Below are 21,663 nucleotides of genomic sequence, written 5' to 3' on the forward strand. Positions count from 1 at the left end.
GATAGGCGGCACGGTCAAAATGTGGGAGCTGGCTTGCCTGCGATGGCGTCCTTGACTACACCGAAAAGCCGTCAGCCAGCACCCGGCACATTCGGCCAAAGGTCCGCGACCAGAAACAACCGCTCCGCTTCCTCCCAATCCTCACCCACCTGAACCATCCGCACCAGCAATTGCGCCGGCGCCATGGGGTCCAGATTCGCCAGCCAGCCGTGCATGCGCTCCTCGCTCCAGACTTCATCCGCCAGGTAATGCGCCGGTGCCAGCCATGCATGCCGGGGCAGCGGTTGCCAGCGGCCTGCCGGGCTGTCGGCGACGAAAGCCGGCCAGTCACGCTGATGCAGCCAGCGCCCACGCAGGTGCTGAGAGTGTGCACCGATGGGCGCTTCGGCCCGGCCGGGCCAGGGATAGAGCAGGTAGCCGCCCAACCATAAATGCGCATCGAATTGCTGGATATCCAGGGCAGCCAGCGCCTCACGGCTTTCCGGCCGCATTGAAATCGGCAGTTGATGCTGCGCCAGATGCGCCAGCTTGCGGTCCAGCCGGTCGTGACAGCCCGGCCCCAGCCATTGCGCCGTGTCCTGACCGTTGCCATCCTGGGGCCCGAGGTAAAGTTTGATCGCCAATTCCAGGTGGTGCACGCCGTCGCGATCACGCAGCAGCATGTCCAGTTCGCCAAGGGTATGCCCGGCGCGGCGGATCGGCAGGTTGGCGGCCAGTAATTCCACGCCCGGTGCATGCTGCACGGCGAACTGCCACAGGCGCTCGTAATACAGGCCCAGGCGCCGGGTGCGTGACAGGCTTAGCCACTGCTGCAAGGTGCTGCTGTCCTGGTCGAGCTGGCGCAGCCAGCGTTCGAGGCGATCCGGGGCCTGCACCCAGTCGCTGCCGGCCAGCGGATGGCGCTGCGGCCAGGGTGTCTGCGCGAGCATCGGCGGGGCGAGCATCACCCACGCCAGGTCGCGCACCTCGGGGTGGCGCAGTTGGCGGGGCAGGTTGTGCAGATCGGGGAACACAGTCATGGTCCGAGCATAGCCGTTTAACCTGTGTGTGGGTGGCTGAGAACCGTTGTCATCAAGCCTTCACGGCGACAAAGGGTTTTGCCTGACGCGGCCTTTCGCCCATAATCCTTCTTTTTGCCACGCCCCGAATCCCGCAGGAGCCCCATGGAGCAATTTCGCAATATCGGCATCATCGGTCGCCTGGGCAGTACCCAGGTGCTGGACACCGTCCGCCGACTGAAAAAATTCCTGCTCGAGCGCCACCTGCATGTGATCCTCGAAGACACCATCGCTGAAATTCTCCCGGGCCACGGCCTGCAGACCTCGTCGCGCAAGATGCTCGGCGAAGTGTGCGACATGGTGATTGTGGTGGGGGGCGACGGCAGCCTGCTGGGCGCCGCCCGTGCGCTGGCGCGGCATAATGTGCCGGTGCTGGGGATCAACCGGGGCAGCCTGGGGTTCCTTACGGACATCCGGCCCGATGAGCTGGAAGTCGAAGTAGCCAAGGTGCTCGATGGCCACTATCTGGTGGAAAACCGCTTCCTGCTCCAGGCCGAAGTGCGCCGCCACGGCGAAGCCATCGGTCAGGGGGACGCGCTGAACGACGTGGTGCTGCACCCGGGCAAATCCACCCGGATGATCGAGTTCGAGCTGTACATCGACGGCCAGTTCGTGTGCAGCCAGAAGGCCGACGGCCTGATCGTCGCCACGCCGACCGGCTCAACCGCCTACGCGCTGTCGGCGGGCGGCCCGATCATGCATCCCAAGCTGGATGCCATTGTGATCGTGCCGATGTACCCCCATATGTTGTCCAGCCGACCCATTGTGGTCGACGGCAACAGTGAGCTGAAAATCGTGGTGTCCAAAGACATGCAGATCTACCCGCAGGTGTCCTGCGATGGCCAAAACCACTTCACCTGCGCCCCCGGTGACACCATCACCGTGAGCAAGAAGGCGCAGAAGCTGCGGCTGATCCATCCGCTGGACCATAACTACTACGAAGTGTGCCGCACCAAGCTGGGCTGGGGCAGCCGCTTGGGGGGTGGAGGCGACTGATGCTCGATCCCGCGCGTAGCTACGACCTGATTGGTGACGTGCACGGTTGCGCTCATACCCTCGAGCACTTGCTCGACCGGTTGGGTTACCACAAGCAGGGCGGCGTGTGGCGCCACCCGTCGCGGATGGCGGTGTTCCTCGGCGATATCATCGACCGGGGCCCGCGTATCCGCGAGGCGCTGCATATCGTCCATGACATGGTCGAGGCCGGTCAGGCGCTGTGCATCATGGGCAACCATGAGTTCAATGCACTGGGTTGGACCACGCCGGCACCGCCGGGCAGCGGTCGGCAGTTCGTGCGAGAGCATACGCCACGCCATGCGCGCCTGATCCATGAAACCCTGACGCAATTCGAGCAGCATCCGGCTGACTGGCATGACTTCCTCGGCTGGTTCTATGACATGCCGCTGTTCGTCGACGCCGGTCGCTTCCGGGTGGTGCATGCGTGCTGGGATGCCGGCGTGATCGAGCCGCTGCGTGCAATTTTTCCCGATGGCTGCATCGACCCGCACTTTGTGCAAGCGGCCGCGGTGCCCGGCAGTTTTGCCTGCAATGCGTTCGACCGCCTGCTGCGCGGCACCGACATGCGCCTGCCGGATGGCCTGACGCTGACGGGTGGCGATGGCCTGACGCGTTCGTTTTTCCGTACCAAGTTCTGGGAAGACGACCCCAAGACCTACGGCGATATCGTCTTTCAACCGGACGCCCTGCCGGAGCCGGTGGCGCGCATGCCGTTGTCGTCCACCGAAAAGAACACATTGCTGCGCTACGGTGTCGACGAGCCGTTGCTGTTCGTCGGCCACTACTGGCGCAGCGGCAAACCGGCGCCGATCCGTCCGAACCTGGCCTGCCTGGACTACAGCGCGGTGCTGTACGGCAAGCTGGCGGCGTATCGCCTGGACCAGGAAACGCGCCTGGACCCGAATAAATTCGTGTGGGTCGACGTCGAGCGGCCCGAGGTCATTCAATGAGTGCCGTGGCTGTATTGCGCCTGCCCCTGAGCGTCGACCTGGGCGGCTTCGTCCAACTGCTGCAACGCATGCAAGTGCCCCATCGCGTCAGCGAGGAGTCGGGCGAGCAGGTGTTGTGGGTACCGGAAAACCTCAGCGACGACGTGCGTGTGTTGTACCAGCGGTTTCCTGCCGGTGACCCGGAGCAGCAATTGGACATTCCCGAACAGGCGCCGGTGACGCGTCCGAGTTTTGTGCAGCAACTGCGGCACAGTCCGGTCACGGCGCTGGTGTTGCTGGCGAGCATCCTCGTAGGGGCGTTGACGCTGCTGGGTGAAAACCTGCAAACCATGGCCTGGCTGACCTTTCTGCCGTTTCGCGTGATGGGCGAGTACATCCAGTTCACGTCGCTGGCCGACAGCCTGGCGTCAGGGCAGTGGTGGCGGTTGGTCACGCCGATGCTGATCCACTTCGGCATCCTGCACCTGGCCATGAACGGCATGTGGTACTGGGAGTTGGGCCGGCGCATCGAAGTGCGCCAAGGCAGTATCAACCTGCTGGGCCTGACCCTGTTGTTCAGCCTGGTTTCCAATTACGCACAATACGCCTACGGCGGCCCGAGCCTGTTTGGCGGGTTGTCCGGCGTGTTGTACGGCCTGCTCGGGCATTGCTGGATTTTTCAATTATTGTCGCCCAACCCAGCCTACCGTCTGCCTCGCGGGGTGCTGGCGATGATGCTGATCTGGCTGGTGCTGTGCATGTCGGGGCTGATCTCCATGATCGGTTTCGGCGAAATCGCCAACGCGGCTCATCTGAGCGGCTTGCTTATCGGTTGCCTGACGGGTTTGCTGGGCGGGTTGTACAACCGCCGCAAAGCCGCCCTTTGATAGAAGGAAGCGTCTTATGACCTCTTTTGCTGAAATGATCGAAAACATCACGCCGGATATCTACGAGAGCCTCAAGCTCGCCGTGGAAATCGGCAAATGGTCCGATGGCCGCAAGCTCACCGCCGAGCAGCGCGAGCTGTCCCTGCAGGCGGTAATCGCCTGGGAGATCCAGAATCTGCCGGAAGACCAGCGCACCGGCTACATGGGGCCGCAGGAATGCGCGTCCAAGTCGGCGCCAATTGCGAACATCCTGTTCAAGTCGGATGCGATCCATTGATTGAAATTGGTCGCGGTGCTGTCAGCAAGATGTCGGCGCAACTCGGTGAGCCGACCGTTCAATATGCGTTTCGCCTGGGTGATGCCGAGGTGCCGGTCAATCCGTTGATCGGTACTCACGTGCGCCTCGAATATCTGGGGGCCATCCATTGCAGCCATTGCGGGCGCAAGACCAAAACCAGCTTCAGCCAGGGGTATTGCTACCCCTGCATGACCAAGCTGGCCCAGTGCGACCTGTGCATCATGAGCCCGGAGCGTTGCCACTACGACGCCGGCACGTGCCGCGAGCCGTCCTGGGGCGAGAAGTTCTGCATGACCGATCACGTGGTCTACCTGGCCAATTCGTCGGGGATCAAGGTCGGCATCACCCGCGCCACCCAACTGCCCACCCGCTGGCTGGATCAGGGCGCGAGCCAGGCGCTGCCGATCATGCGCGTAGCGACTCGCCAGCAGTCGGGTTTCGTTGAAGACCTGTTTCGTAGCCAGGTGGCCGACAAGACCAACTGGCGCGCGCTGCTCAAGGGGGACGCTGCGTCGGTGGACCTCAAGCACGTGCGTGATGAGCTTTTCGCCGCCTGCGCCGAAGGCCTGTTGGGCTTGCAGGAGCGCTTCGGCCTACAGGCCATCCAGCCTGTGACCGACATCGAACCGCTCGAAATCCGCTACCCGGTAGAGCAATATCCGGCCAAGATCGTCAGTTTCAACCTGGACAAGAACCCGATTGCCGAAGGCACGCTGCTGGGGATCAAGGGCCAATACCTGATCTTCGATACCGGCGTGATCAATATTCGTAAGTACACGGCCTACCAGCTCGCCGTGCATCAGTAGAAGGATGCCACCCATGCGCACCGAACAACCGAAGATGATTTACCTGAAGGACTATCAGGCGCCGGACTACCTGATCGAAGAGACGCACCTGACCTTCGAGTTGTTCGAGGACCACAGCCTGGTTCACGCGCAATTGGTGATGCGCCGCAACCCCGAGCGTGGCGCGGGCTTGCCACCCTTGGTGCTGGATGGTCAGCAACTTGAGCTGTTGAGCGTCAATCTGGCCGATCAGGCACTGACGGCCGAAGATTATCAACTGACCGACAGTCACCTGACGGTGCATCCCAAGAGTGAGACTTTTACCCTGGATACCACGGTAAAAATCCATCCGGAAACCAACACCGCCCTGGAGGGCCTGTACAAATCCGGCAGCATGTTCTGCACCCAGTGCGAGGCCGAGGGGTTCCGCAAGATCACTTATTACCTCGACCGCCCGGATGTGATGAGCACGTTCACCACCACGGTGATTGCCGAGCAGCATCGCTACCCGATCCTGTTGTCCAACGGCAACCCGATTGCCAGCGGGCCGGGTGAAGACGGTCGTCATTGGGCGACTTGGGAAGACCCGTTCAAGAAACCGGCGTACCTGTTCGCGCTGGTGGCGGGTGACCTTTGGTGCGTCGAAGATACCTTCACCACCATGACTGATCGTGAAGTCGCGCTGCGTATCTACGTCGAACCGGAAAACATCGACAAGTGCCAGCACGCCATGACCAGCCTGAAGAAGTCCATGCGCTGGGACGAAGAAACCTATGGCCGCGAGTACGACCTCGACATATTCATGATCGTTGCCGTGAATGACTTCAACATGGGCGCCATGGAAAACAAGGGGCTGAACATCTTCAATTCCAGCGCCGTGCTGGCCCGCGCCGAAACCGCCACCGACGCCGCGCACCAGCGTGTCGAGGCGATCGTTGCCCACGAATACTTCCACAACTGGTCGGGCAACCGGGTGACCTGCCGCGACTGGTTCCAGTTGTCGCTCAAGGAAGGTTTCACCGTGTTTCGTGATTCGGGTTTTTCCGCCGACATGAACTCGGCCACGGTCAAGCGCATCCAGGACGTGGCGTACCTGCGCACCCACCAGTTCGCCGAAGACGCCGGCCCCATGGCTCACGCCGTGCGCCCGGACAGTTTTATCGAGATCTCCAACTTCTACACCCTGACCGTGTACGAAAAGGGTTCGGAAGTGGTCGGCATGATCCACACCTTGCTGGGTGCCGACGGTTTCCGCAAAGGCAGCGACCTGTATTTCGAGCGTCATGATGGCCAGGCCGTGACTTGCGACGACTTCGTCAAAGCCATGGAGGACGCCAACGGTGCCGACCTGACGCAGTTCAAGCGTTGGTACAGCCAGGCCGGCACCCCGCGACTGGTGGTCAGCGAGTCCTACGATGCTGCGGCCAAAACCTACAGCCTGACTTTCCGCCAAAGCTGCCCGCAAACCCCGGACAAGGTGGAAAAACTGCCGTTCGTGATCCCGGTGGAATTGGGCCTGCTGGACGGGAAGGGCGCCGGTATCGCGCTGCGCCTGGCCGGTGAAGCCGCGGCGGGTGGTGCGTCTCGTGTGATTTCGGTGACTGAAGCCGAGCAGACCTTCACCTTCGTGGACATTGCCGAGCAGCCATTGCCTTCGTTGCTGCGCGGATTCTCGGCACCGGTGAAACTGAGCTTCCCCTACAACCGCGACCAACTGATGTTCCTGATGCAGCACGACAGCGACGGCTTCAACCGTTGGGATGCTGGCCAGCAGTTGTCGGTGCAGGTGTTGCAGGAATTGATCGCGCAGCATCAGGCGGGCCAACCACTGAAGCTGGATCAGCGCCTGATCGACGCGCTGCGCACGGTATTGAGCGACGATAGCCTGGATCAGGCGATGGTCGCGGAAATGCTGTCGTTGCCAAGCGAAGCGTACCTGACTGAAATCAGTGAGGTGGCGGATGTGGACGCCATTCACGCCGCCCGCGAGTTTGCCCGCAAGCAACTGGCGGACAATCTGCATGAAGCGCTGTGGTTGCGATACCAGGCCAATCGCGAGCTGTCCAGGCAGACGCCGTACGTCGCCGCGGCCGAGCATTTCGCCCGTCGCGCATTGCAGAACATCGCGTTGTCGTACTTGATGCTCAGCGGCAAGCCGGAAGTGTTGGCGGCGACCATCGAGCAGTTCGACACCAGTGACAACATGACCGAGCGCCTGACCGCACTGGCGGTGCTGGTGAATTCGCCGTTCGAGGCAGAGAAGGCCCAGGCGCTGGCCGTGTTTGCCGAGAACTTCAAGGACAACCCGTTGGTCATGGACCAGTGGTTCAGCGTGCAGGCCGGCAGTGTCTTGCCGGGCGGTCTGGCGCGGGTCAAGGCGCTGATGGAACATTCGGCGTTCAACATCAAGAACCCGAACAAGGTGCGCGCGCTGATCGGCGCGTTTGCCGGGCAGAACCTGATCAACTTCCATGCGGCGGACGGCTCGGGCTATCGCTTCCTGGCGGACCTGGTGATCCAGCTCAATGCCTTCAACCCGCAGATCGCTTCGCGTCAATTGGCGCCGCTGACCCGCTGGCGCAAATACGACAGCGCACGTCAGGCGCTGATGAAAGCTGAGCTGGAGCGCATCCGTGCGTCCGGCGAACTGTCGAGCGATGTGTTCGAGGTCGTCAGCAAGAGCCTTGTGTAGTGAGCGGGCTTGCCCGCGCTGGGTTGCGAAGCAGCCCCCAACCCGGACAATGCGGCATACCTGAAAGAACCCATGGGTTCGAATGGGGCCGCTTCGCAGCCCAGCGCAGGACAAGCCTGCTCACCACAAAGGGTCTCGGCGGCCCTGAAAAATATCTCAACGTGCACTGCCTCTGTAGTGAGCGGGCTTGCCCGCGCTGGGTTGCGAAGCGACCCCAATAAGACCGCTGCGTGACTGCTGACAGGACGAGCCTGCTCACCACACGGCCAGTGGCGCTGATTTCTCAGTGGCCTGTTCAGGCCGTTTTTTTGCGCTCAAATAACCGGCGGTCGCGGTGTATCCAGGCCGATGTCGAGAGGGAAACGTTCGGCGATAATGCCGTGCGGCACGCCCAGCGGGATGGCGCTGGCGATGTCCAGGCGCGTGACTTGTTCGGCGGATAATTGCACGGTCAAGGCACCGAGGGTGGCGTCCAACTGGGCGCGGGTTCGTGAGCCGAGGATCGGGATCAGTGTGGTGGTCGAACGGCGCGCCTTTTCTCTCAGCCAGGCAATCGCGACATGGGTAGGGGTGGCGTCCAGTTCGGCGGCCACGGCGAGGAGGGCGTCGAGCACGGCGGTTTCACGTGCACTCTTCTCGGCGTGGACCAGTATGCCCAGTTTGCTGGCGCGGTCGTCGCCCTGGCTTTCACGGTATTTACCGGTAAGGAAACCACCGCCCAGTGGCGACCACAGTGTGGCGCCCAGACCCAATGCTTCAGCCATCGGCAACAGTTCGCGGTCGGCGCTGCGCTCGACGAGGCTGTACTCCACCTGGATGCCGATGATGGGTGCGAAGCCGCGTATTTCGGCCAGCAGATCGGCGCGGGCGATGCGCCAGGCGGGGAAGTTGGAGAGGCCTGCGTAGTGGATCTTGCCGGCGCGTACCAAGTCGTCGAGGCCGCGCAGAATCTCTTCCATGGGCGTGACGTTGTCGCTCATGTGCGTCCACAGCAGGTCGATACGATCGGTATTCAGACGCTTGAGGCTTTCCTCCACCGAGCGCACCAGGTTTTTGCGGTTGTTGCCCACCCGCAGGGTGCCGTCATCGGAAGGTTGGGTGCGCAAGGTGTACTTGGTGGCCACCACCAGGTTGTCGCGTTCCGAGGCGATAAATTCCCCCAAGAGCTTTTCGGCCTGGCCGAACTGATAGCCGTTGGCGGTATCGAGGAAATTGCCGCCGGCCTCAAGGAAACCGTCGAACATCGCCTTGGCTTCATCGCGTTCGGCGCCATGGCCCCAGCCCGTGCCGAAATTACCGGTGCCCAGGGCCAGTTCGGAAACCTGCAGACCGCTGCGGCGGCCAAAGACTTTATTGCGCATGCATAGACTCCTGACAGATCGACTCGATTAAATGTTTAGCAACATGTAATTAATATGATCGCGCTCATTTATTCCGTCAAGGGGCATTTTGACTACTGACATTTCCTGACAGGGGCCTCTGTTAAGCTGCGCCATCTTTTCCGTTCAGGTGGCTTCCACGTGTCGCGTACCACTCGTCTATTGACCTTGCTTCAGGCTCTGCGCGGCAAGAAACGTCCGGTCACTGCGGCTGTACTGGCGGCGCAGCTGGAGGTGTCCGAGCGCACCCTGTATCGCGACATCGCCGAATTGACCGCGTTGGGCGCGCCGATCTTCGGCGAGGCGGGTGTCGGCTATGTGCTGCGCAGCGGGCTGTTCCTGCCGCCGTTGATGCTCAACGCCGAAGAGACCGAGGCCATCGTGCTGGGCCTGCGCTACGTCGACCAGCGCGGGGATGATGTGCTGAGCCGCGCCGCTGCCAATGCCCTGGCGAAAATCGCCGACGTACTCGACCCCGTGGCCCAGGAAGCCCTGCGCAACCCCACGGTGCTGCCGGGCCCGCCGGGATTCGGCTACCCGGAAAACCGCGTACCGCTCAATGTGTTTCGGGATGCCATTCGCAGTCAGGACAAGTTGCACATCGATTACGCAGACGCCAGCCAGACCCAGAGCCAGCGGCTGATCTGGCCCCTGGCGCTGGGCTTTCTCAATGAGGTGCGAGTGATCGTGGCCTGGTGCGAATTGCGCGGTGCCTACCGCACCTTTCGTACCGACCGTGTGGCTTCGGCCGACGCCCAGGGCGAGCGCTATCCGGGGCGACGCAGCGACCTGTTGCGCAGCTGGCGCAAGTTGATGGAGCAGAACGAATCCGGCCCGTTCACTCCTGACAAAAACTGACACACCGCTGATTTAGCATGGCGCCACAAATGATCAAAAAAAGGAGCTGTGCCATGTCTCAACCAGAACTGGCCCCGGCCATCGTGGCCTATATCGCGGCGGCCAATGCGGGCGACACTTCGGCGATTCCCCAGTGCTTTGCCGAGGATGCCAACGTGTTCGATGAAGGGCAGCATCAGGTCGGTGCGGCAGCCATTGCTCGCTGGATGGAGGACACCGGGCGCCGTTATCAACCGCGTGTCGAAGTGCTCAACGTGCAGCATCGCACGGGCAAAGTACTGGTCAGCAATATCGTGTCCGGCAACTTCCCTGGCAGCCCGTTGGAACTGCGCTATACCTTTCGCCTGAATGAGCAGGGCAAGATTTCGCGGCTGGATATCTCCCTGTAAGTCATACTGGCAGGCATGACTTTCGACTCGCCTCTCGCCGCTTATCAATATGCCATCTCCCAACAGGGCTTCGTGACCGATGATGCTCAGCGTCAGGCGGTGGAAGTCTTGCAGGCGTGTCACCAGGCGTTGCATCAGGGCGGTTCGGCGATCCATGGTGTCTACCTGTGGGGCCCGGTAGGGCGGGGCAAGACCTGGTTGATGGATCAGTTCTACCAGAGCCTGCGCGTGCCTGCGCGGCGTCAGCATTTTCATCATTTCATGGGTTGGGTACACCAGCGCTCGTTCCAGCTCACCGGTGTTCAGGACCCGTTGCGGGTGCTGGCTCGAGAGCTGAGCCAGGCAGTGAGCGTGCTGTGTTTCGACGAGTTGTTCGTCAATGACATCGGTGATGCGATCATCCTGGGCCGGTTGTTTCAGGTGATGTTCGAGGAAGGTGTGATGATGGTTTGCACGTCCAATCAGCCTCCTGGTCAGCTATATGCCGATGGTTTCAACCGTGAGCGCTTTTTGCCGGGCATTGCCGCGATCGAACGGCACATGCAGGTGGTTGCCGTGGATGGCGGTGAGGATCATCGCCTGCATCCAGGGGCTGGCGTGCAGCGGTACTGGGTTAACCAGCCCGAGGCACTGGCAACGTTGTTCAGGCAACTGGCTGAAGGGCAGGTGGTGACCCGTGGCCCGATCGCCGTCGGACATCGCTTACTGGTCACGGTGCAATCCAGCGACTCGCTGCTCTGGTGCCGTTACGCCGATCTTTGCGAGCAGCCTTTGGCGGCGATGGATTTCATGCTGTTGTGTGACCGCTTCAAGGCGATCCTGCTGGGCGAAGTGCCGTGTCTGAGCGCGCAAAAACGCCCGGGGCGGATCGCCCGAGGCACGGAAGATGGCGTAGAACGGGTGGTGGCGGGTGATCGCGAATTGCCGGAGCTGTCGGTGAATGATGACAGTGTGCGGCGGTTCATCGCGCTGGTGGACGAGTGCTACGACCGAAAGGTGCCGTTATTCATCGAGGCACAGGTGCCGCTCGAACGTTTGTACACCGAAGGTTACCTGGAGTTTCCCTTTCGTCGCACCCTGAGCCGCTTGCAGGAAATGCAACTGAGCCGCTTTGGTTCGAGCCTGTAGGAAATAATCCAGAAACGGCCCCAGCACGGGTTTTGCAGTGCGCATCCTTCGCATTTTCAGGCAGTGATTTGTGGTTAATCTCCTTCATCTGTTGTCGGGTCCACGCTTACAATCATGCCCCTCAAAGGGAACCGATTCCCTTGCAGTCGTGATTGAGGACGCACATGGACACCCCAGACATTCTGGTGTTGCAAGCCAGCTACACCAACCCCGTGCATGCCGAAGCCATTGGCCGGGTGCTCAACCATTATGCAGAGGATCCGATGGGTGGCGGGCACGGCCTGCCGGCCGACTTGTTGGAGCAGTTGCCGGGCGAGTTGGCCAAGCGTCCCCATGCGTTCAGTGTGCTGGCGTTTGTCGGCGGCGTGCCGGCGGGCCTGGTCAATTGTTTTGAAGGGTTTTCGACCTTCGCCTGTCGCCCATTGGTCAATGTCCACGACGTGGTCGTGATGGACGCTTATCGTGGCCTGGGCCTGAGTCAGAAGATGTTGCAGAAGGTCGAGGAAATCGCCCGGCAGCGCGGTTGCTGCAAGATCACCCTGGAGGTGCTTGAGGGCAATGCGGTGGCGCAGTCGGCCTATCGCAAGTTCGGTTTTGGCGATTCGACCTTCGATCCCGCGTATGGCGGCATGTTGTTCTGGAGCAAACCGCTCTAGGGTCCGTATGAAAAACAAAAAAAGGCGCCATTAAATGGCGCCAAATTAACCTTTGCCACAGGAGCGGAGTGGCACAGGGTATTACCGTTGAATCAGCTGTTCGGTTGTTGCTCGGCACCGGCTTGTTCTGCCGTGGTCGGCTGCAAGTTCTTGCCGTCGGCAGATGCTGTTTGCTCGTTAGTGCCGTGAAGTTGCTGCTGCATGAAGGTGAAGTTGTTGTAGAACTCCTTCGAACGCTCCGAACCGCCTTCTGCAAAGGCGGCAACGGAAGTCAGGGTCATCAGGCTGGTCATGGCAGTGTTCCCATTAGAAGTGATCGGTATCCGGTCGGTCCTTGATCAGATTCATGGGGCAACTATGAACGGGGCTTATTAAGTGGGAATTAATTCAAGGCAGGCCCAAAGTTAACGATTTCGTTAACTTTGGGGCGGGGGAAAGTGTGATTGAGTTATTTGCCGGCAGCGGGTGCCGCTTCGCGAATCGCGACTTCCGTGGTGTTGACCTTCTTGGGTTTGATCAGGCTGAAATCGATCAAACCTTTCTGCTGGCGCTCATAAGGATTGCCGATCATCAGCGGGCGCGGCTTGAAACTGTCGCTGACCAGGCTACGGCTGCGGTCCAGTTCATCGAAGCTCAACCCGGCCAGGTCAGCCCAGGTGTGAATCAACTGCGAGCTGCTATACGGGCGCTGCAGGTCGCCGGCAAAATTCCAGTCGTGGTTTTCACGCCATTTCGGTGAGGCGTAGGCCATGAACGGAATGGTGTACATCGGCGCAGTCGGCTTGCCTTCGTTGCGCCCCAGGGTGGTGTGGCCGGCGGAATCGAACACATCCTCGCCATGGTCAGACAGGTACAGCAGGAAGCCATTGGGGTCGGCCTTCGCGTAGCTCTTTATCAGGCTCGAGACCACGAAGTCGTTGTACAGCACCGCATTGTCATAGCTGTTGTAGGTGGGCAACTGGGCGTCGCTGACCCCGGCAGGCACGCCCTGGCGGTCGGTGAACTTGTCGAAGGTCGGCGGATAGCGGTACTGGTAGCTCATGTGTGTGCCGAGCAGGTGCACCACGATGAATTTTCGCTCGGCGCCGTCGGCCATGGCCTTGGCGAACGGTTCCAGTACGTCGCCGTCATACTGGCGAGCATTCTGGTTGCGGTTGTTGTTGAGGTATACCTGCTCGTCGGCCTGTTCGGAAAAGGTGGTGAGCATGGTGTTGCGTTTGGTCATGGTCTGCTGGTTGGTGATCCAGTAGGTCTTGTAGCCGGCCTGTTTCATCACGCTGACAATCGACGGTGTCTTGAGGTACAGGTCGGGGTTTTCTTCGTCGGCGAAGGTCAGCACCTGTTGCAGCGCTTCGATGGTGTAGGGGCGCGGGGTAATGACGTTGTCGAACACCGCCAATTGGTCGCGCAACTTGTCCAGTTCCGGCGTGGTGTTGCGTGGATAGCCGTAGAGGCTCATGCGCTGGCGATTGGTGGATTCGCCGATCACCAGCACCAGGGTCGAGGGCTGGCCGGCCATACTATCCTTGAGGTTCTTCAAGGGCGGGATCTGGCTGGCGCTGGTGAGCATGCCTTGCATGTTGTCCAACTGCTCGGTGTAACGACGGTACGCCACGATCATCTGCCAGGGCACCGCCGGCTCGATGCGGGTTTCGAAGCGGTCGACGGCCTGCTCCATGTTGTCGCTGGTAGCGATCTGCTTGACCAGCGGGTAGCCCACCACGGCCAGTACAATGGCCGCCGCTGCCAGCCAGGATTGACCGCGAGGCAGGTACACCGGGCGCAGGCGGCTCCACAGGAAGATCGCCACGGCGGTGTGGGCGATGAACGCCAGCACGATCCACCAGGCAAAGTATTGGGTGGCGTATTCACCGGCTTCAGCGATGTTCGACTCGAACATGATGAAGATGACGCTTTGGGAAAATTCCTGCTGGTAGATAAAAAAGTAGCCCAGGCTGGCCATGGAACACGCCCATAGCACCACGCCGATCAAGGCGGCGAGCAGGCGAGTGCGGCGTGGGAACAACAGCATGGGCGCCAACCACAGCGCGCTCATGAAGAAGGCCTGACGGAAACCACTGAAGCCGGAAGTACCGGTCAGTTGGATCAGCAGTTGGGTAATCCCCGAGAAGTACCAGAAAAACAGGAACAGCCAGCCGAGGCCAGACCAATCAAAGCCTTTCGCAGTCGTGGTGCTGCGTTTGAACATCGCCATCTCCAGCCCGATAAATGCCAAGTGGCGCGCAGGGATGCACGCAACAGAGGCCACCCTTGCACGGGGTGGCCGTTGGGGCCGGGAGTATCGGGAGGGGCGTGTGAAAACTTTGTGAGATTTTTGTAAGGGTTATCTTACAAAACGATGACGCGGCTCAGCAGAGTGCCGGTGTCGCACTGGACGGCTGATCCAGCTGGCCTTGCAGGTGCGAGCGTAGACGCATGACTTCCTGTTGCAACTGATCGCGCTCGTCTTTCAACTGGCGCAATTCATCACGGCGGATGGTGACGTAGAGGGTCTGTGGCGGGCGGGTCATTTGTGCTGTGCTCATTGCTTACCTCGCAAATAGCCGGTGTGTCGCGGTGTGCCAGAACGCTTGAGTCGAGGTTCTCGGCAGCAGTCGGAGGTAATTCTGAATTCTTTTTTGGATCAAGGGAACTTTTTTATTTTTGATGGTCGTGTGACTTTGCCTGCCGTGATGGTGAAACGATGGCCACTTTATTGTCATGAAACTCCACGTATCCGCTCTGGACTAACCCTCATTGGCGTCATTGCGCTATAAACTATGTCACACATTTTTTGAGTAGTTAGGAGCATCAGCACATGCAACTGGGGATTATCGGACTAGGCCGCATGGGCGGTAACATTGCGCGGCGCCTGATGCTCAATGGGCACACCACCGTTGTTTATGACCGTAACGAAGCCTTTGTAAAAGGCTTGAGCGAGGAGGGCGCTACGGGCGTCGCCGACCTCAAGTCCCTGGTCGCCGGTTTGCAAAAGCCTCGCACCGTTTGGGTGATGCTGCCGGCGGGCGCGCCCACCGAAGACACCATCAACGAACTGAGTACGCTGCTGGAAGACGGTGACGCAATCATCGACGGCGGCAACAGCAACTATAAGGATGACGTGCGTCGTGCCAAGACGCTGTCGGAAAAAGGCCTGCACTACGTCGACGTCGGTACCTCTGGCGGTGTCTGGGGCCTGGAGCGTGGTTACTGCATGATGATCGGTGGCGACACCGAAACCGTGCAACGCCTCGACCCTATCTTCAAGAGCCTGGCCCCGGGCCTGGGCAGCATCCCGCGCACCAAGGACCGTTCCGCCAGCGCCGATCCCCGCGCCGAGCACGGCTACATCCACGCAGGCCCGGCAGGTTCCGGGCACTTCGTGAAGATGATCCACAACGGCATCGAATACGGGATGATGCAGGCGTTCGCCGAAGGCTTCGACATTCTCAAGACCAAAAACTCGGAAAACCTGCCAGAGGACCAGCGCTTTGACCTGAATGTCGCCGACATCGCCGAAGTCTGGCGCCGTGGCAGCGTCGTGTCGTCGTGGCTGCTGGACCTGACTGCCGATGCCCTGGCCACCGACCCGAAACTCGACGGTTACTCCGGTTCCGTCGCCGACAGTGGCGAAGGTCGCTGGACCATCGAGGCCGCCATGGAGCAAGCCGTTCCGGTACCGGTGCTGTCCACGTCGTTGTTCGCCCGTTTCCGTTCGCGCCAACAGAGCACCTACGGCGACAAAATGCTTTCTGCCATGCGCTTCGGCTTTGGTGGTCACGTGGAGACGCCCAAAAAATGACCACCCACGGCAAGAAACCCAGGGCTGAACCTGCTCCACCCACCACGTTGTTTCTGTTTGGCGCCCATGGCGACCTGGTCAAGCGTCTGCTGATGCCGGCGCTGTATAACCTTAGCCGTGACGGGCTGCTGGGCGACGGCCTGCGCATTGTAGGGGTCGATCACAACGCCATCAGCGATGCCGATTTTGCCAAGAAACTCGAAGACTTCATTCGCACCGAAGCCGCGAGCAAGGTTCGCGGCAACGCGGATAACGCACTGGACCCGCAGCTATGGGCCCAACTGGCCAAAGGCATCAGCTACGTCGAGGGCGACTTTCTCGACGACAGCACCTACGCCGACATCGGCAAGAAAATCGCCGACAGTGGCACCGACAACGCCGTGTTCTACCTGGCCACCGCACCGCGCTTCTTCAGCGACGTAGTTCAGCGCCTGGGCAGCGCCGGCCTGTTGGCGGAGACCGCAGAGGGTTTCCGTCGCGTGGTTATCGAAAAGCCCTTCGGCTCCGACCTGGCCACCGCCGAAGCACTGAACGCCAGCTTGCTCAAGGTGATGAGCGAGAAGCAGATCTATCGAATCGACCACTATCTGGGCAAGGAAACGGTCCAGAACATTCTGATCAGCCGTTTCTCCAACGTGCTGTTCGAAGCGTTCTGGAACAACCACTACATCGACCACGTGCAGATCACTGCGGCCGAAACCGTCGGTGTGGAAACCCGAGGCAATTTCTTCGAAAAGACCGGCACCTTGCGGGATATGGTGCCCAATCACCTGTTCCAGTTGCTGGCGATGGTCGCCATGGAGCCGCCGGCGGCGTTTGGCGCGGATGCCGTGCGGGGCGAAAAGGCCAAGGTGATCGGCGCGATCCGTCCTTGGTCGCTGGAAGAGGCGCGGGCCAATTCGGTGCGCGGCCAGTACACCGCCGGTGAAATCGGCGGCAAACAGCTCCCGGGCTATCGCGAAGAGGCCAACGTGGCGCCGGACAGCAGCACCGAAACCTTCGTGGCGCTCAAGGTGATGATCGATAACTGGCGTTGGGTGGGCGTGCCTTTCTACCTGCGCACCGGCAAGCGCATGAGCATCCGCGACACCGAGATCGTCATCTGCTTCAAGCCGGCGCCCTATGCGCAATTCCGCGACACCGATGTCGATGAGCTCAAGCCCACCTACCTGAAAATCCAGATCCAGCCCAATGAGGGCATGTGGTTCGATCTGCTGGCGAAGAAGCCTGGGCCGACCCTGGAAATGGCTAATATCGAGTTGGGTTTCGCCTATAAGGACTTCTTCGAGATGCAGCCGTCGACAGGGTACGAAACCCTGATCTACGACTGCATGACCGGTGACCAGACCTTGTTCCAGCGCGCCGACAACATCGAAAACGGTTGGCGGGCGGTGCAACCCTTTCTCGATGCATGGAAGGAGGATGGCGGAATCCAGACCTACAAGGCAGGTGAGGACGGCCCGGCGGCGGCTGACACGCTGCTGGCCCGTGACGGCCGCACCTGGCACAGCCTCGGATGAGTGATGCAGCGATTCATCCCATCCGTTTTGTGTTGAGTGACATGGATGGCACTCTGCTGCGTCCCGATCACCTACCCAGCCAGCGCACCATCGACACGGTGCGCGCGCTGCGCGACGCCGGGGTGTTTTTCAGCCTGGCCAGTGGCAGGCCGCCGAGGGCCATGTTGCAGATGGTGGAAGCGTTCGGCATCGATATTCCGGTGGCAGGCTTCAATGGCGGCACGCTGATCAACCCGGATGGCAGTGTGCTGGTGGCGCACTATCTGCCGGCAGAAGCGGCGCTGGTGACCCTGGCGCTGTTTTCACCGGAAACGGACGTCGAGGTCTGGTTGTTCGCGGACGGGGAGTGGCTGCGCCGCGATCCGCCCGGGCCCATGGTGGCGCGCGAGGCCGATGGCCTGGGCTACGGACCGCGAGTGGTCGAAAGTTTCGAGCCGTACCTGGACCGGGTCGACAAGATCGTCGCTGCGAGCAACAACACTCAGCTGCTGGTTGAGCTGGAAGCTCGGTTACAGCCGAAGGTGCAAGGGCTGGCGCAAGTCTCGCGCTCGCAGCCGGTGTACCTGGATGTGACGGCCATGCTGGCCAACAAGGGCGAGGCTTTGAAAACCCTGGCTGCGCACCTGGGGGTACCGCTCGAGCAGACAGTGGCGATTGGCGATGGTGGCAATGATCCTGCGATGTTTCATGTCGCCGGCTTGTCGATCGCCATGGGGCAGGCGGAAGAGGCCGTCAAACGTCAGGCCAATGTGGTCACCGGCAGCAATATCGAGGACGGTGCGGCGGAAGCCATCGAACGGTTTATTCTCGCCACGCAATAACGATAGTTGCTCTAACGCGGCAACTTGCGCTCAGTGAACCCTCCGAGCGCAAGTTGCTGTACAGGCTTACTTGGGCATTGCCCAGGATTGCAGCCGGTAGCCATCTTTATCGAGCTCGGCGCGGGCTTGCAACAGCAAGTCTTCCAATTGGGCCGGGTCGGTATAGGCGCTTGAAGACAGTTGTTGACTGCCGATGCGGTTGTTGGTGCGGTCGATGACGCTCAGGCTCAGGGCGCCATGTCCATCGTGCCAGGCCACGCACTGAAAGGGCTGGAAAGCACGGTCTGCGATCAAAAGAGCTTCGTTGATGCGGAGCGGGGCGTTCATGTGGGTCTTCTCTCTCATTGCCCATTCAAGTGAGTGCCGGCGGTTGGGCTGACCGTGCGGCGGGTTACTTGTACTGATGCGCGATGCGGGGGTACGGGTCACATGTTAGAGCGATAAATTTTAACTTTTCCTGATCAAAGTCATGTAAGCGGCTGTTTTGAAAGCTGAATGAAAGTTTCGGCGCGCGCCAACTTTTTATCGGCTGATACAGCTAAATGGCTTTTTGCCAACACTTATAGCGAAACGGTACAAGAGAAGCGTCAATACCTTGCTAGGGTTAGCATCAGGCGTTACAAACCGTTGTTTCTTAATAACTTTAACAATTTTGACGCCAAGGATTAGTCATGGTTGTCACACCCGTTCAGCGCCGCTTGCTTGTGGTCGACCCGTGCGCCGACTGCCATGGGTTATTGCCGGGTTTACGGGCGGCGGGGTGGGAAGTGGACAGCTGTGCCCTGGAGTCGGTCGGTGATCGTTCCTGTGACGTGGGTTTGCTGCGCCTGCAGCCTTACCATCTGGAGCGCCCCGAAGCAGTCAAGGAGCTGATTGGCCGCAGTGGCACCGAGTGGATCGCCGTACTCACCCAGGACGTTTTGCGCTTGCAGAACGTCGGGGATTTTGTCTGCGAGTGGTTCTTTGACTTCCATACCTTGCCTTTCGATGTGGCCCGGGTTCAGGTCACCCTGGGCCGTGCCTTCGGCATGGCGCGGCTGCGCGGCAAGGGCCCCGTGGCGGTGGACGAGCCCGAGCATGAATTGCTCGGGGACAGTCGGCCGATCCGTGAACTGCGCAAATTACTGTCCAAGTTGGCGCCCACTGAATCTCCGGTGCTGATCCGCGGTGACAGCGGTACTGGCAAGGAGCTGGTGGCCAAGACCCTGCACCGTCAATCCCAACGTCATGCCAAGCCGTTCGTGGCGATCAACTGCGGGGCGATCCCCGAACACCTGATCCAGTCCGAGCTGTTCGGCCACGAAAAAGGCGCGTTTACCGGGGCTCATCAGCGCAAGGTCGGGCGCATAGAAGCGGCCCATGGCGGCACGCTGTTTCTGGATGAAATCGGCGATTTGCCGATGGAGCTGCAAGCCAACTTGTTGCGTTTCCTCCAGGAAAAACAGATCGAGCGCGTCGGTGGCAGCCAACCCATCCCGGTGGATGTGCGAGTGTTGGCCGCCACCCACGTCGACCTGGAAGCGGCTGTGGCCAAGGGCAGCTTTCGTGAAGACTTGTACTACCGACTCAATGTCTTGCAGGTTGTGACCGCGCCGTTGCGCGACCGTCATGGCGACGTGGCCCTGCTGGCCAACCATTTTTCACGCTTCTACAGCCAGGAAACCGGACGTCGCCCGCGCAGTTTCAGTGAAGACGCGCTGGTGTCCATGGGGCAGCACCCGTGGCCGGGTAATGTGCGTGAGCTGGCGAACCGCGTGCGCCGTGGCCTGGTGCTGGCCGAAGGGCGACAGATCGAAGCCGTCGATCTGGGATTGCAAGGCGAACAGGCAATCGTGCCCCCGATGTCTACACTGGAAGATTACAAGCACCGCGCCGAACGCCAGGCGCTATGCGATGTGCTCAACCGGCACAGTGACAACCTGAGTGTCGCGGCCCGCGTGCTGGGGGTTTCCCGGCCCACGTTCTACCGGTTGCTGCACAAACACCAGATCCGCTAGGGCGGGTAAACCGAAAAGCCCCGCAACGACCCTTATCGTTGCGGGGCTTTTCCTTGAGCGTTCCCATGCTCTGCGTGGGAACGCCTCCCCGGACGCTCCGCGTCCCACCACCAAGTCAGAAGTAATACGGAAACTTCAGGCTAAACGTAAAGTCCGGCGCATCATCCGTCATCCCGATCGCCAGGTTCGGCACGATCGTCAGGTTATCCGACGCCGCGATCGTCATCCCCACGTTGAAGTAGCCAGCGTTGGCATCGCTGGACACCACCGACTGCCAGTCCCCGCCGTTGGGTTTGAGCTTGCTCTTGCGCTGCACCAGGTCGGACACCGAGAACGACATACTCATCTTTTCGTTCAGGGCGAAGGCCACACCGACGCCGAACTGGAAGCTGTCGCCCAGGCGAACCTTGCCACCGACCTTCTGGTTGACGTCGCTGCTGATGTCGTCGAACGACTCTTCGAAGTTGTGGGTGTAGGACAGCGAGCCAAACAGCACGGCCGGGTCGAACGTCTTGACCAGCGAGATGCCTGGCGTGATCGACCAGACGCCGTTGCCTGTCGGCAGGTTTTCCGGCACATACAGGTTGTCGTTGGCGGTGGAACGCACAAGCTTGATGCCAAACGGTTCTTTACCCGTAGGCGCCTTGACGCGCAAGGACACCACCGCATCCGGCAGGGAAGGGGTTTCATCCAGGAACTTGTACGCCACGCCGAAGTTGACGTCGCCGATGGTCGGGTCGCGGCTGACCGATTCTTCCGAGGTGGCGTTGGCGTTGTTGCCGGCGCCACCGGACTGGTAGGTGGATTCGCGGTACACCACTGGCACGTTCACGTCGAACTGCCAGCGGTTGTCGACGTTGTAGCGCCCGGTCAGGTCCAGGGTCCAATTGTCGGCCTTGATCCGGTCCAGGTTGATGTTGCCGAGGAAGATCGAGTCCAGTGCCAGAAAACCGTTGAGCGTGAGCTGGCGAGCGTCGTAACGCGCATAGGTGATGCCGGTTTCAAAGCTGAACTTGCCATTGCCGAAAAAGCCGCTGGCCTCGTTGTAGAGGTTGCTGACGCTTTGCGCGGGCGCCGAATCGTCCTTGAGGGCCTGGCCATAGGAACTGCCGCCACCTGCACCGCCCGATGCCGCTGCGGCGCCGGTACCGGCGACCGTCGCGCCGCTGGCTCGCTGAAAGTCAGCCGGGGACTTGGCCAGGCGCTTGGGCGCCGGAGTGGCCGGCTGATCCTCTACCTGGCGCACCCGTTGTTCCAGCACCGCCAGGGCTTTCTGTTGCACTTCGTACCGCTGCTTGAGTTCCAGAAGTTCCTGTTTGAGGGTCTCGATATCGGCATCTGGCGCGGCATACAGAACGGATGCGGGCAAGAGCGTACTTAAACAGACCACCGCACGTAGCGATAACGATCGATGCATGAAATAAGCCGTCCTTTTCTAATGCTTAAG

21 protein-coding genes are annotated in these 21,663 nt (G+C 60.6%); 14 read left to right on the plus strand and 7 right to left on the minus strand.

What is annotated here, in order from left to right; translation table 11 throughout:
* Positions 1-71 precede the first annotated feature (71 nt).
* Positions 72-1,019, minus strand: coding sequence for a DUF1853 family protein (locus ACW9IB_RS10245; protein ID WP_457413500.1), 948 nt, complete (start codon positions 1,017-1,019; stop codon positions 72-74).
* Between the two features lie 144 nt (positions 1,020-1,163).
* On the opposite strand from ACW9IB_RS10245, the gene ACW9IB_RS10250 reads away from it, so the two are divergent.
* Genes ACW9IB_RS10250 through pepN form a run of 6 tightly spaced genes read left to right on the plus strand, consistent with a single transcriptional unit; the run spans position 1,164 to position 7,666 of the window.
* Positions 1,164-2,054, plus strand: coding sequence for an NAD(+) kinase (locus ACW9IB_RS10250; RefSeq protein WP_003217892.1), 891 nt, complete (start codon positions 1,164-1,166; stop codon positions 2,052-2,054).
* The gene (locus ACW9IB_RS10255) at positions 2,051-3,025 is read left to right on the plus strand and encodes a metallophosphoesterase (protein ID WP_457367047.1); all 975 of its coding nucleotides are present in this window, start codon (positions 2,051-2,053) and stop codon (positions 3,023-3,025) included. Before ACW9IB_RS10250 ends, ACW9IB_RS10255 begins: the two co-directional genes overlap by 4 nt.
* The gene (locus ACW9IB_RS10260; protein WP_457413501.1) at positions 3,022-3,891 is read left to right on the plus strand and encodes a rhomboid family intramembrane serine protease; all 870 of its coding nucleotides are present in this window, start codon (positions 3,022-3,024) and stop codon (positions 3,889-3,891) included. Before ACW9IB_RS10255 ends, ACW9IB_RS10260 begins: the two co-directional genes overlap by 4 nt.
* Positions 3,892-3,907: 16 nt before the next feature.
* Positions 3,908-4,168, plus strand: coding sequence for a YeaC family protein (locus ACW9IB_RS10265; protein ID WP_457366976.1), 261 nt, complete (start codon positions 3,908-3,910; stop codon positions 4,166-4,168).
* Positions 4,165-4,995: a DUF2797 domain-containing protein gene (locus ACW9IB_RS10270; RefSeq protein WP_457366977.1), complete on the plus strand. Its 831-nt coding sequence runs from the start codon at positions 4,165-4,167 to the stop codon at positions 4,993-4,995. The genes ACW9IB_RS10265 and ACW9IB_RS10270 overlap by 4 nt, the downstream gene beginning before the upstream one ends.
* 13 nt (positions 4,996-5,008) lie before the next feature.
* Positions 5,009-7,666, plus strand: a complete 2,658-nt coding sequence (gene pepN / locus ACW9IB_RS10275; protein WP_457413503.1) for an aminopeptidase N — start codon at positions 5,009-5,011, stop codon at positions 7,664-7,666.
* A 314-nt stretch (positions 7,667-7,980) separates the two neighbouring features.
* On the opposite strand, the gene ACW9IB_RS10280 is transcribed toward pepN, so the two are convergent.
* A complete protein-coding gene (locus ACW9IB_RS10280) occupies positions 7,981-9,027 on the minus strand; it encodes an aldo/keto reductase (protein ID WP_457413504.1) in 1,047 nt (348 codons plus the stop codon).
* Positions 9,028-9,186: 159 nt separating this feature from the next.
* Here ACW9IB_RS10280 and ACW9IB_RS10285 point away from each other — a divergent pair, with 159 nt between their 5' ends.
* From ACW9IB_RS10285 to ACW9IB_RS10300, 4 genes are all read left to right on the plus strand, one after another.
* A complete protein-coding gene (locus ACW9IB_RS10285; protein WP_457413506.1) occupies positions 9,187-9,903 on the plus strand; it encodes a helix-turn-helix transcriptional regulator in 717 nt (238 codons plus the stop codon).
* A 53-nt stretch (positions 9,904-9,956) separates the two neighbouring features.
* Complete coding sequence (locus ACW9IB_RS10290; protein WP_457366982.1) at positions 9,957-10,292, plus strand: nuclear transport factor 2 family protein; 336 nt, start codon at positions 9,957-9,959, stop codon at positions 10,290-10,292.
* 15 nt (positions 10,293-10,307) lie between these two features.
* Entirely contained in the window at positions 10,308-11,420 is a 1,113-nt protein-coding gene (gene zapE / locus ACW9IB_RS10295; protein ID WP_457413507.1) for a cell division protein ZapE, read from the plus strand.
* Positions 11,421-11,584: 164 nt separating this feature from the next.
* A complete protein-coding gene (locus ACW9IB_RS10300) occupies positions 11,585-12,076 on the plus strand; it encodes a GNAT family N-acetyltransferase (RefSeq protein WP_457366984.1) in 492 nt (163 codons plus the stop codon).
* 92 nt (positions 12,077-12,168) lie between these two features.
* Here the strand turns inward: ACW9IB_RS10300 and ACW9IB_RS10305 are convergent, their stop codons facing one another.
* From ACW9IB_RS10305 to ACW9IB_RS10315, 3 genes are all read right to left on the minus strand, one after another.
* Entirely contained in the window at positions 12,169-12,369 is a 201-nt protein-coding gene (locus ACW9IB_RS10305; RefSeq protein ID WP_457413508.1) for a hypothetical protein, read from the minus strand.
* Positions 12,370-12,524: 155 nt separating this feature from the next.
* Positions 12,525-14,291, minus strand: coding sequence for a phosphoethanolamine transferase CptA (locus ACW9IB_RS10310; protein WP_457413510.1), 1,767 nt, complete (start codon positions 14,289-14,291; stop codon positions 12,525-12,527).
* Positions 14,292-14,445: 154 nt separating this feature from the next.
* Positions 14,446-14,622, minus strand: a complete 177-nt coding sequence (locus ACW9IB_RS10315; protein WP_457366987.1) for a DUF6026 family protein — start codon at positions 14,620-14,622, stop codon at positions 14,446-14,448.
* A gap of 272 nt (positions 14,623-14,894) precedes the next feature.
* On the opposite strand from ACW9IB_RS10315, the gene gnd reads away from it, so the two are divergent.
* The 3 genes from gnd to ACW9IB_RS10330 are packed head-to-tail and all read left to right on the plus strand — an operon-like array spanning position 14,895 to position 18,219.
* On the plus strand, positions 14,895-15,878 hold the full coding sequence (gene gnd / locus ACW9IB_RS10320) for a phosphogluconate dehydrogenase (NAD(+)-dependent, decarboxylating) (protein WP_457366988.1): 984 nt from the start codon (positions 14,895-14,897) through the stop codon (positions 15,876-15,878).
* Complete coding sequence (zwf, locus tag ACW9IB_RS10325) at positions 15,875-17,398, plus strand: glucose-6-phosphate dehydrogenase (RefSeq protein ID WP_457413511.1); 1,524 nt, start codon at positions 15,875-15,877, stop codon at positions 17,396-17,398. The genes gnd and zwf overlap by 4 nt, the downstream gene beginning before the upstream one ends.
* A complete protein-coding gene (locus tag ACW9IB_RS10330; RefSeq protein ID WP_457366990.1) occupies positions 17,395-18,219 on the plus strand; it encodes an HAD family hydrolase in 825 nt (274 codons plus the stop codon). The genes zwf and ACW9IB_RS10330 overlap by 4 nt, the downstream gene beginning before the upstream one ends.
* Before the next feature lie 66 nt (positions 18,220-18,285).
* Here ACW9IB_RS10330 and ACW9IB_RS10335 read toward each other — a convergent pair whose 3' ends face one another.
* Positions 18,286-18,546, minus strand: a complete 261-nt coding sequence (locus tag ACW9IB_RS10335; RefSeq protein WP_457413513.1) for a hypothetical protein — start codon at positions 18,544-18,546, stop codon at positions 18,286-18,288.
* 344 nt (positions 18,547-18,890) lie between these two features.
* Here ACW9IB_RS10335 and ACW9IB_RS10340 point away from each other — a divergent pair, with 344 nt between their 5' ends.
* Positions 18,891-20,216, plus strand: coding sequence for a sigma 54-interacting transcriptional regulator (locus tag ACW9IB_RS10340; protein ID WP_457366992.1), 1,326 nt, complete (start codon positions 18,891-18,893; stop codon positions 20,214-20,216).
* Positions 20,217-20,331: 115 nt separating this feature from the next.
* Here the strand turns inward: ACW9IB_RS10340 and ACW9IB_RS10345 are convergent, their stop codons facing one another.
* On the minus strand, positions 20,332-21,633 hold the full coding sequence (locus ACW9IB_RS10345) for a hypothetical protein (RefSeq protein WP_457413514.1): 1,302 nt from the start codon (positions 21,631-21,633) through the stop codon (positions 20,332-20,334).
* Between the last annotated feature and the right edge of the window lie 30 nt (positions 21,634-21,663).

This window comes from Pseudomonas sp. SDO524_S393, from assembly GCF_054071875.1.

Coding starts and splice junctions, on each gene's coding strand:
- ACW9IB_RS10245 (WP_457413500.1), bottom strand. CDS start 1,019: ATGACTGTGTTCCCCGATCTGCACAACCTGCCCCGCCAACTGCGCCAC.
- ACW9IB_RS10250 (WP_003217892.1), top strand. CDS start 1,164: ATGGAGCAATTTCGCAATATCGGCATCATCGGTCGCCTGGGCAGTACC.
- ACW9IB_RS10260 (WP_457413501.1), top strand. CDS start 3,022: ATGAGTGCCGTGGCTGTATTGCGCCTGCCCCTGAGCGTCGACCTGGGC.
- ACW9IB_RS10265 (WP_457366976.1), top strand. CDS start 3,908: ATGACCTCTTTTGCTGAAATGATCGAAAACATCACGCCGGATATCTAC.
- pepN (WP_457413503.1), top strand. CDS start 5,009: ATGCGCACCGAACAACCGAAGATGATTTACCTGAAGGACTATCAGGCG.
- ACW9IB_RS10280 (WP_457413504.1), bottom strand. CDS start 9,027: ATGCGCAATAAAGTCTTTGGCCGCCGCAGCGGTCTGCAGGTTTCCGAA.
- ACW9IB_RS10290 (WP_457366982.1), top strand. CDS start 9,957: ATGTCTCAACCAGAACTGGCCCCGGCCATCGTGGCCTATATCGCGGCG.
- zapE (WP_457413507.1), top strand. CDS start 10,308: ATGACTTTCGACTCGCCTCTCGCCGCTTATCAATATGCCATCTCCCAA.
- ACW9IB_RS10300 (WP_457366984.1), top strand. CDS start 11,585: ATGGACACCCCAGACATTCTGGTGTTGCAAGCCAGCTACACCAACCCC.
- ACW9IB_RS10305 (WP_457413508.1), bottom strand. CDS start 12,369: ATGACCAGCCTGATGACCCTGACTTCCGTTGCCGCCTTTGCAGAAGGC.
- ACW9IB_RS10310 (WP_457413510.1), bottom strand. CDS start 14,291: ATGGCGATGTTCAAACGCAGCACCACGACTGCGAAAGGCTTTGATTGG.
- ACW9IB_RS10315 (WP_457366987.1), bottom strand. CDS start 14,622: ATGAGCACAGCACAAATGACCCGCCCGCCACAGACCCTCTACGTCACC.
- gnd (WP_457366988.1), top strand. CDS start 14,895: ATGCAACTGGGGATTATCGGACTAGGCCGCATGGGCGGTAACATTGCG.
- zwf (WP_457413511.1), top strand. CDS start 15,875: ATGACCACCCACGGCAAGAAACCCAGGGCTGAACCTGCTCCACCCACC.
- ACW9IB_RS10330 (WP_457366990.1), top strand. CDS start 17,395: ATGAGTGATGCAGCGATTCATCCCATCCGTTTTGTGTTGAGTGACATG.
- ACW9IB_RS10335 (WP_457413513.1), bottom strand. CDS start 18,546: ATGAACGCCCCGCTCCGCATCAACGAAGCTCTTTTGATCGCAGACCGT.
- ACW9IB_RS10340 (WP_457366992.1), top strand. CDS start 18,891: ATGGTTGTCACACCCGTTCAGCGCCGCTTGCTTGTGGTCGACCCGTGC.
- ACW9IB_RS10345 (WP_457413514.1), bottom strand. CDS start 21,633: ATGCATCGATCGTTATCGCTACGTGCGGTGGTCTGTTTAAGTACGCTC.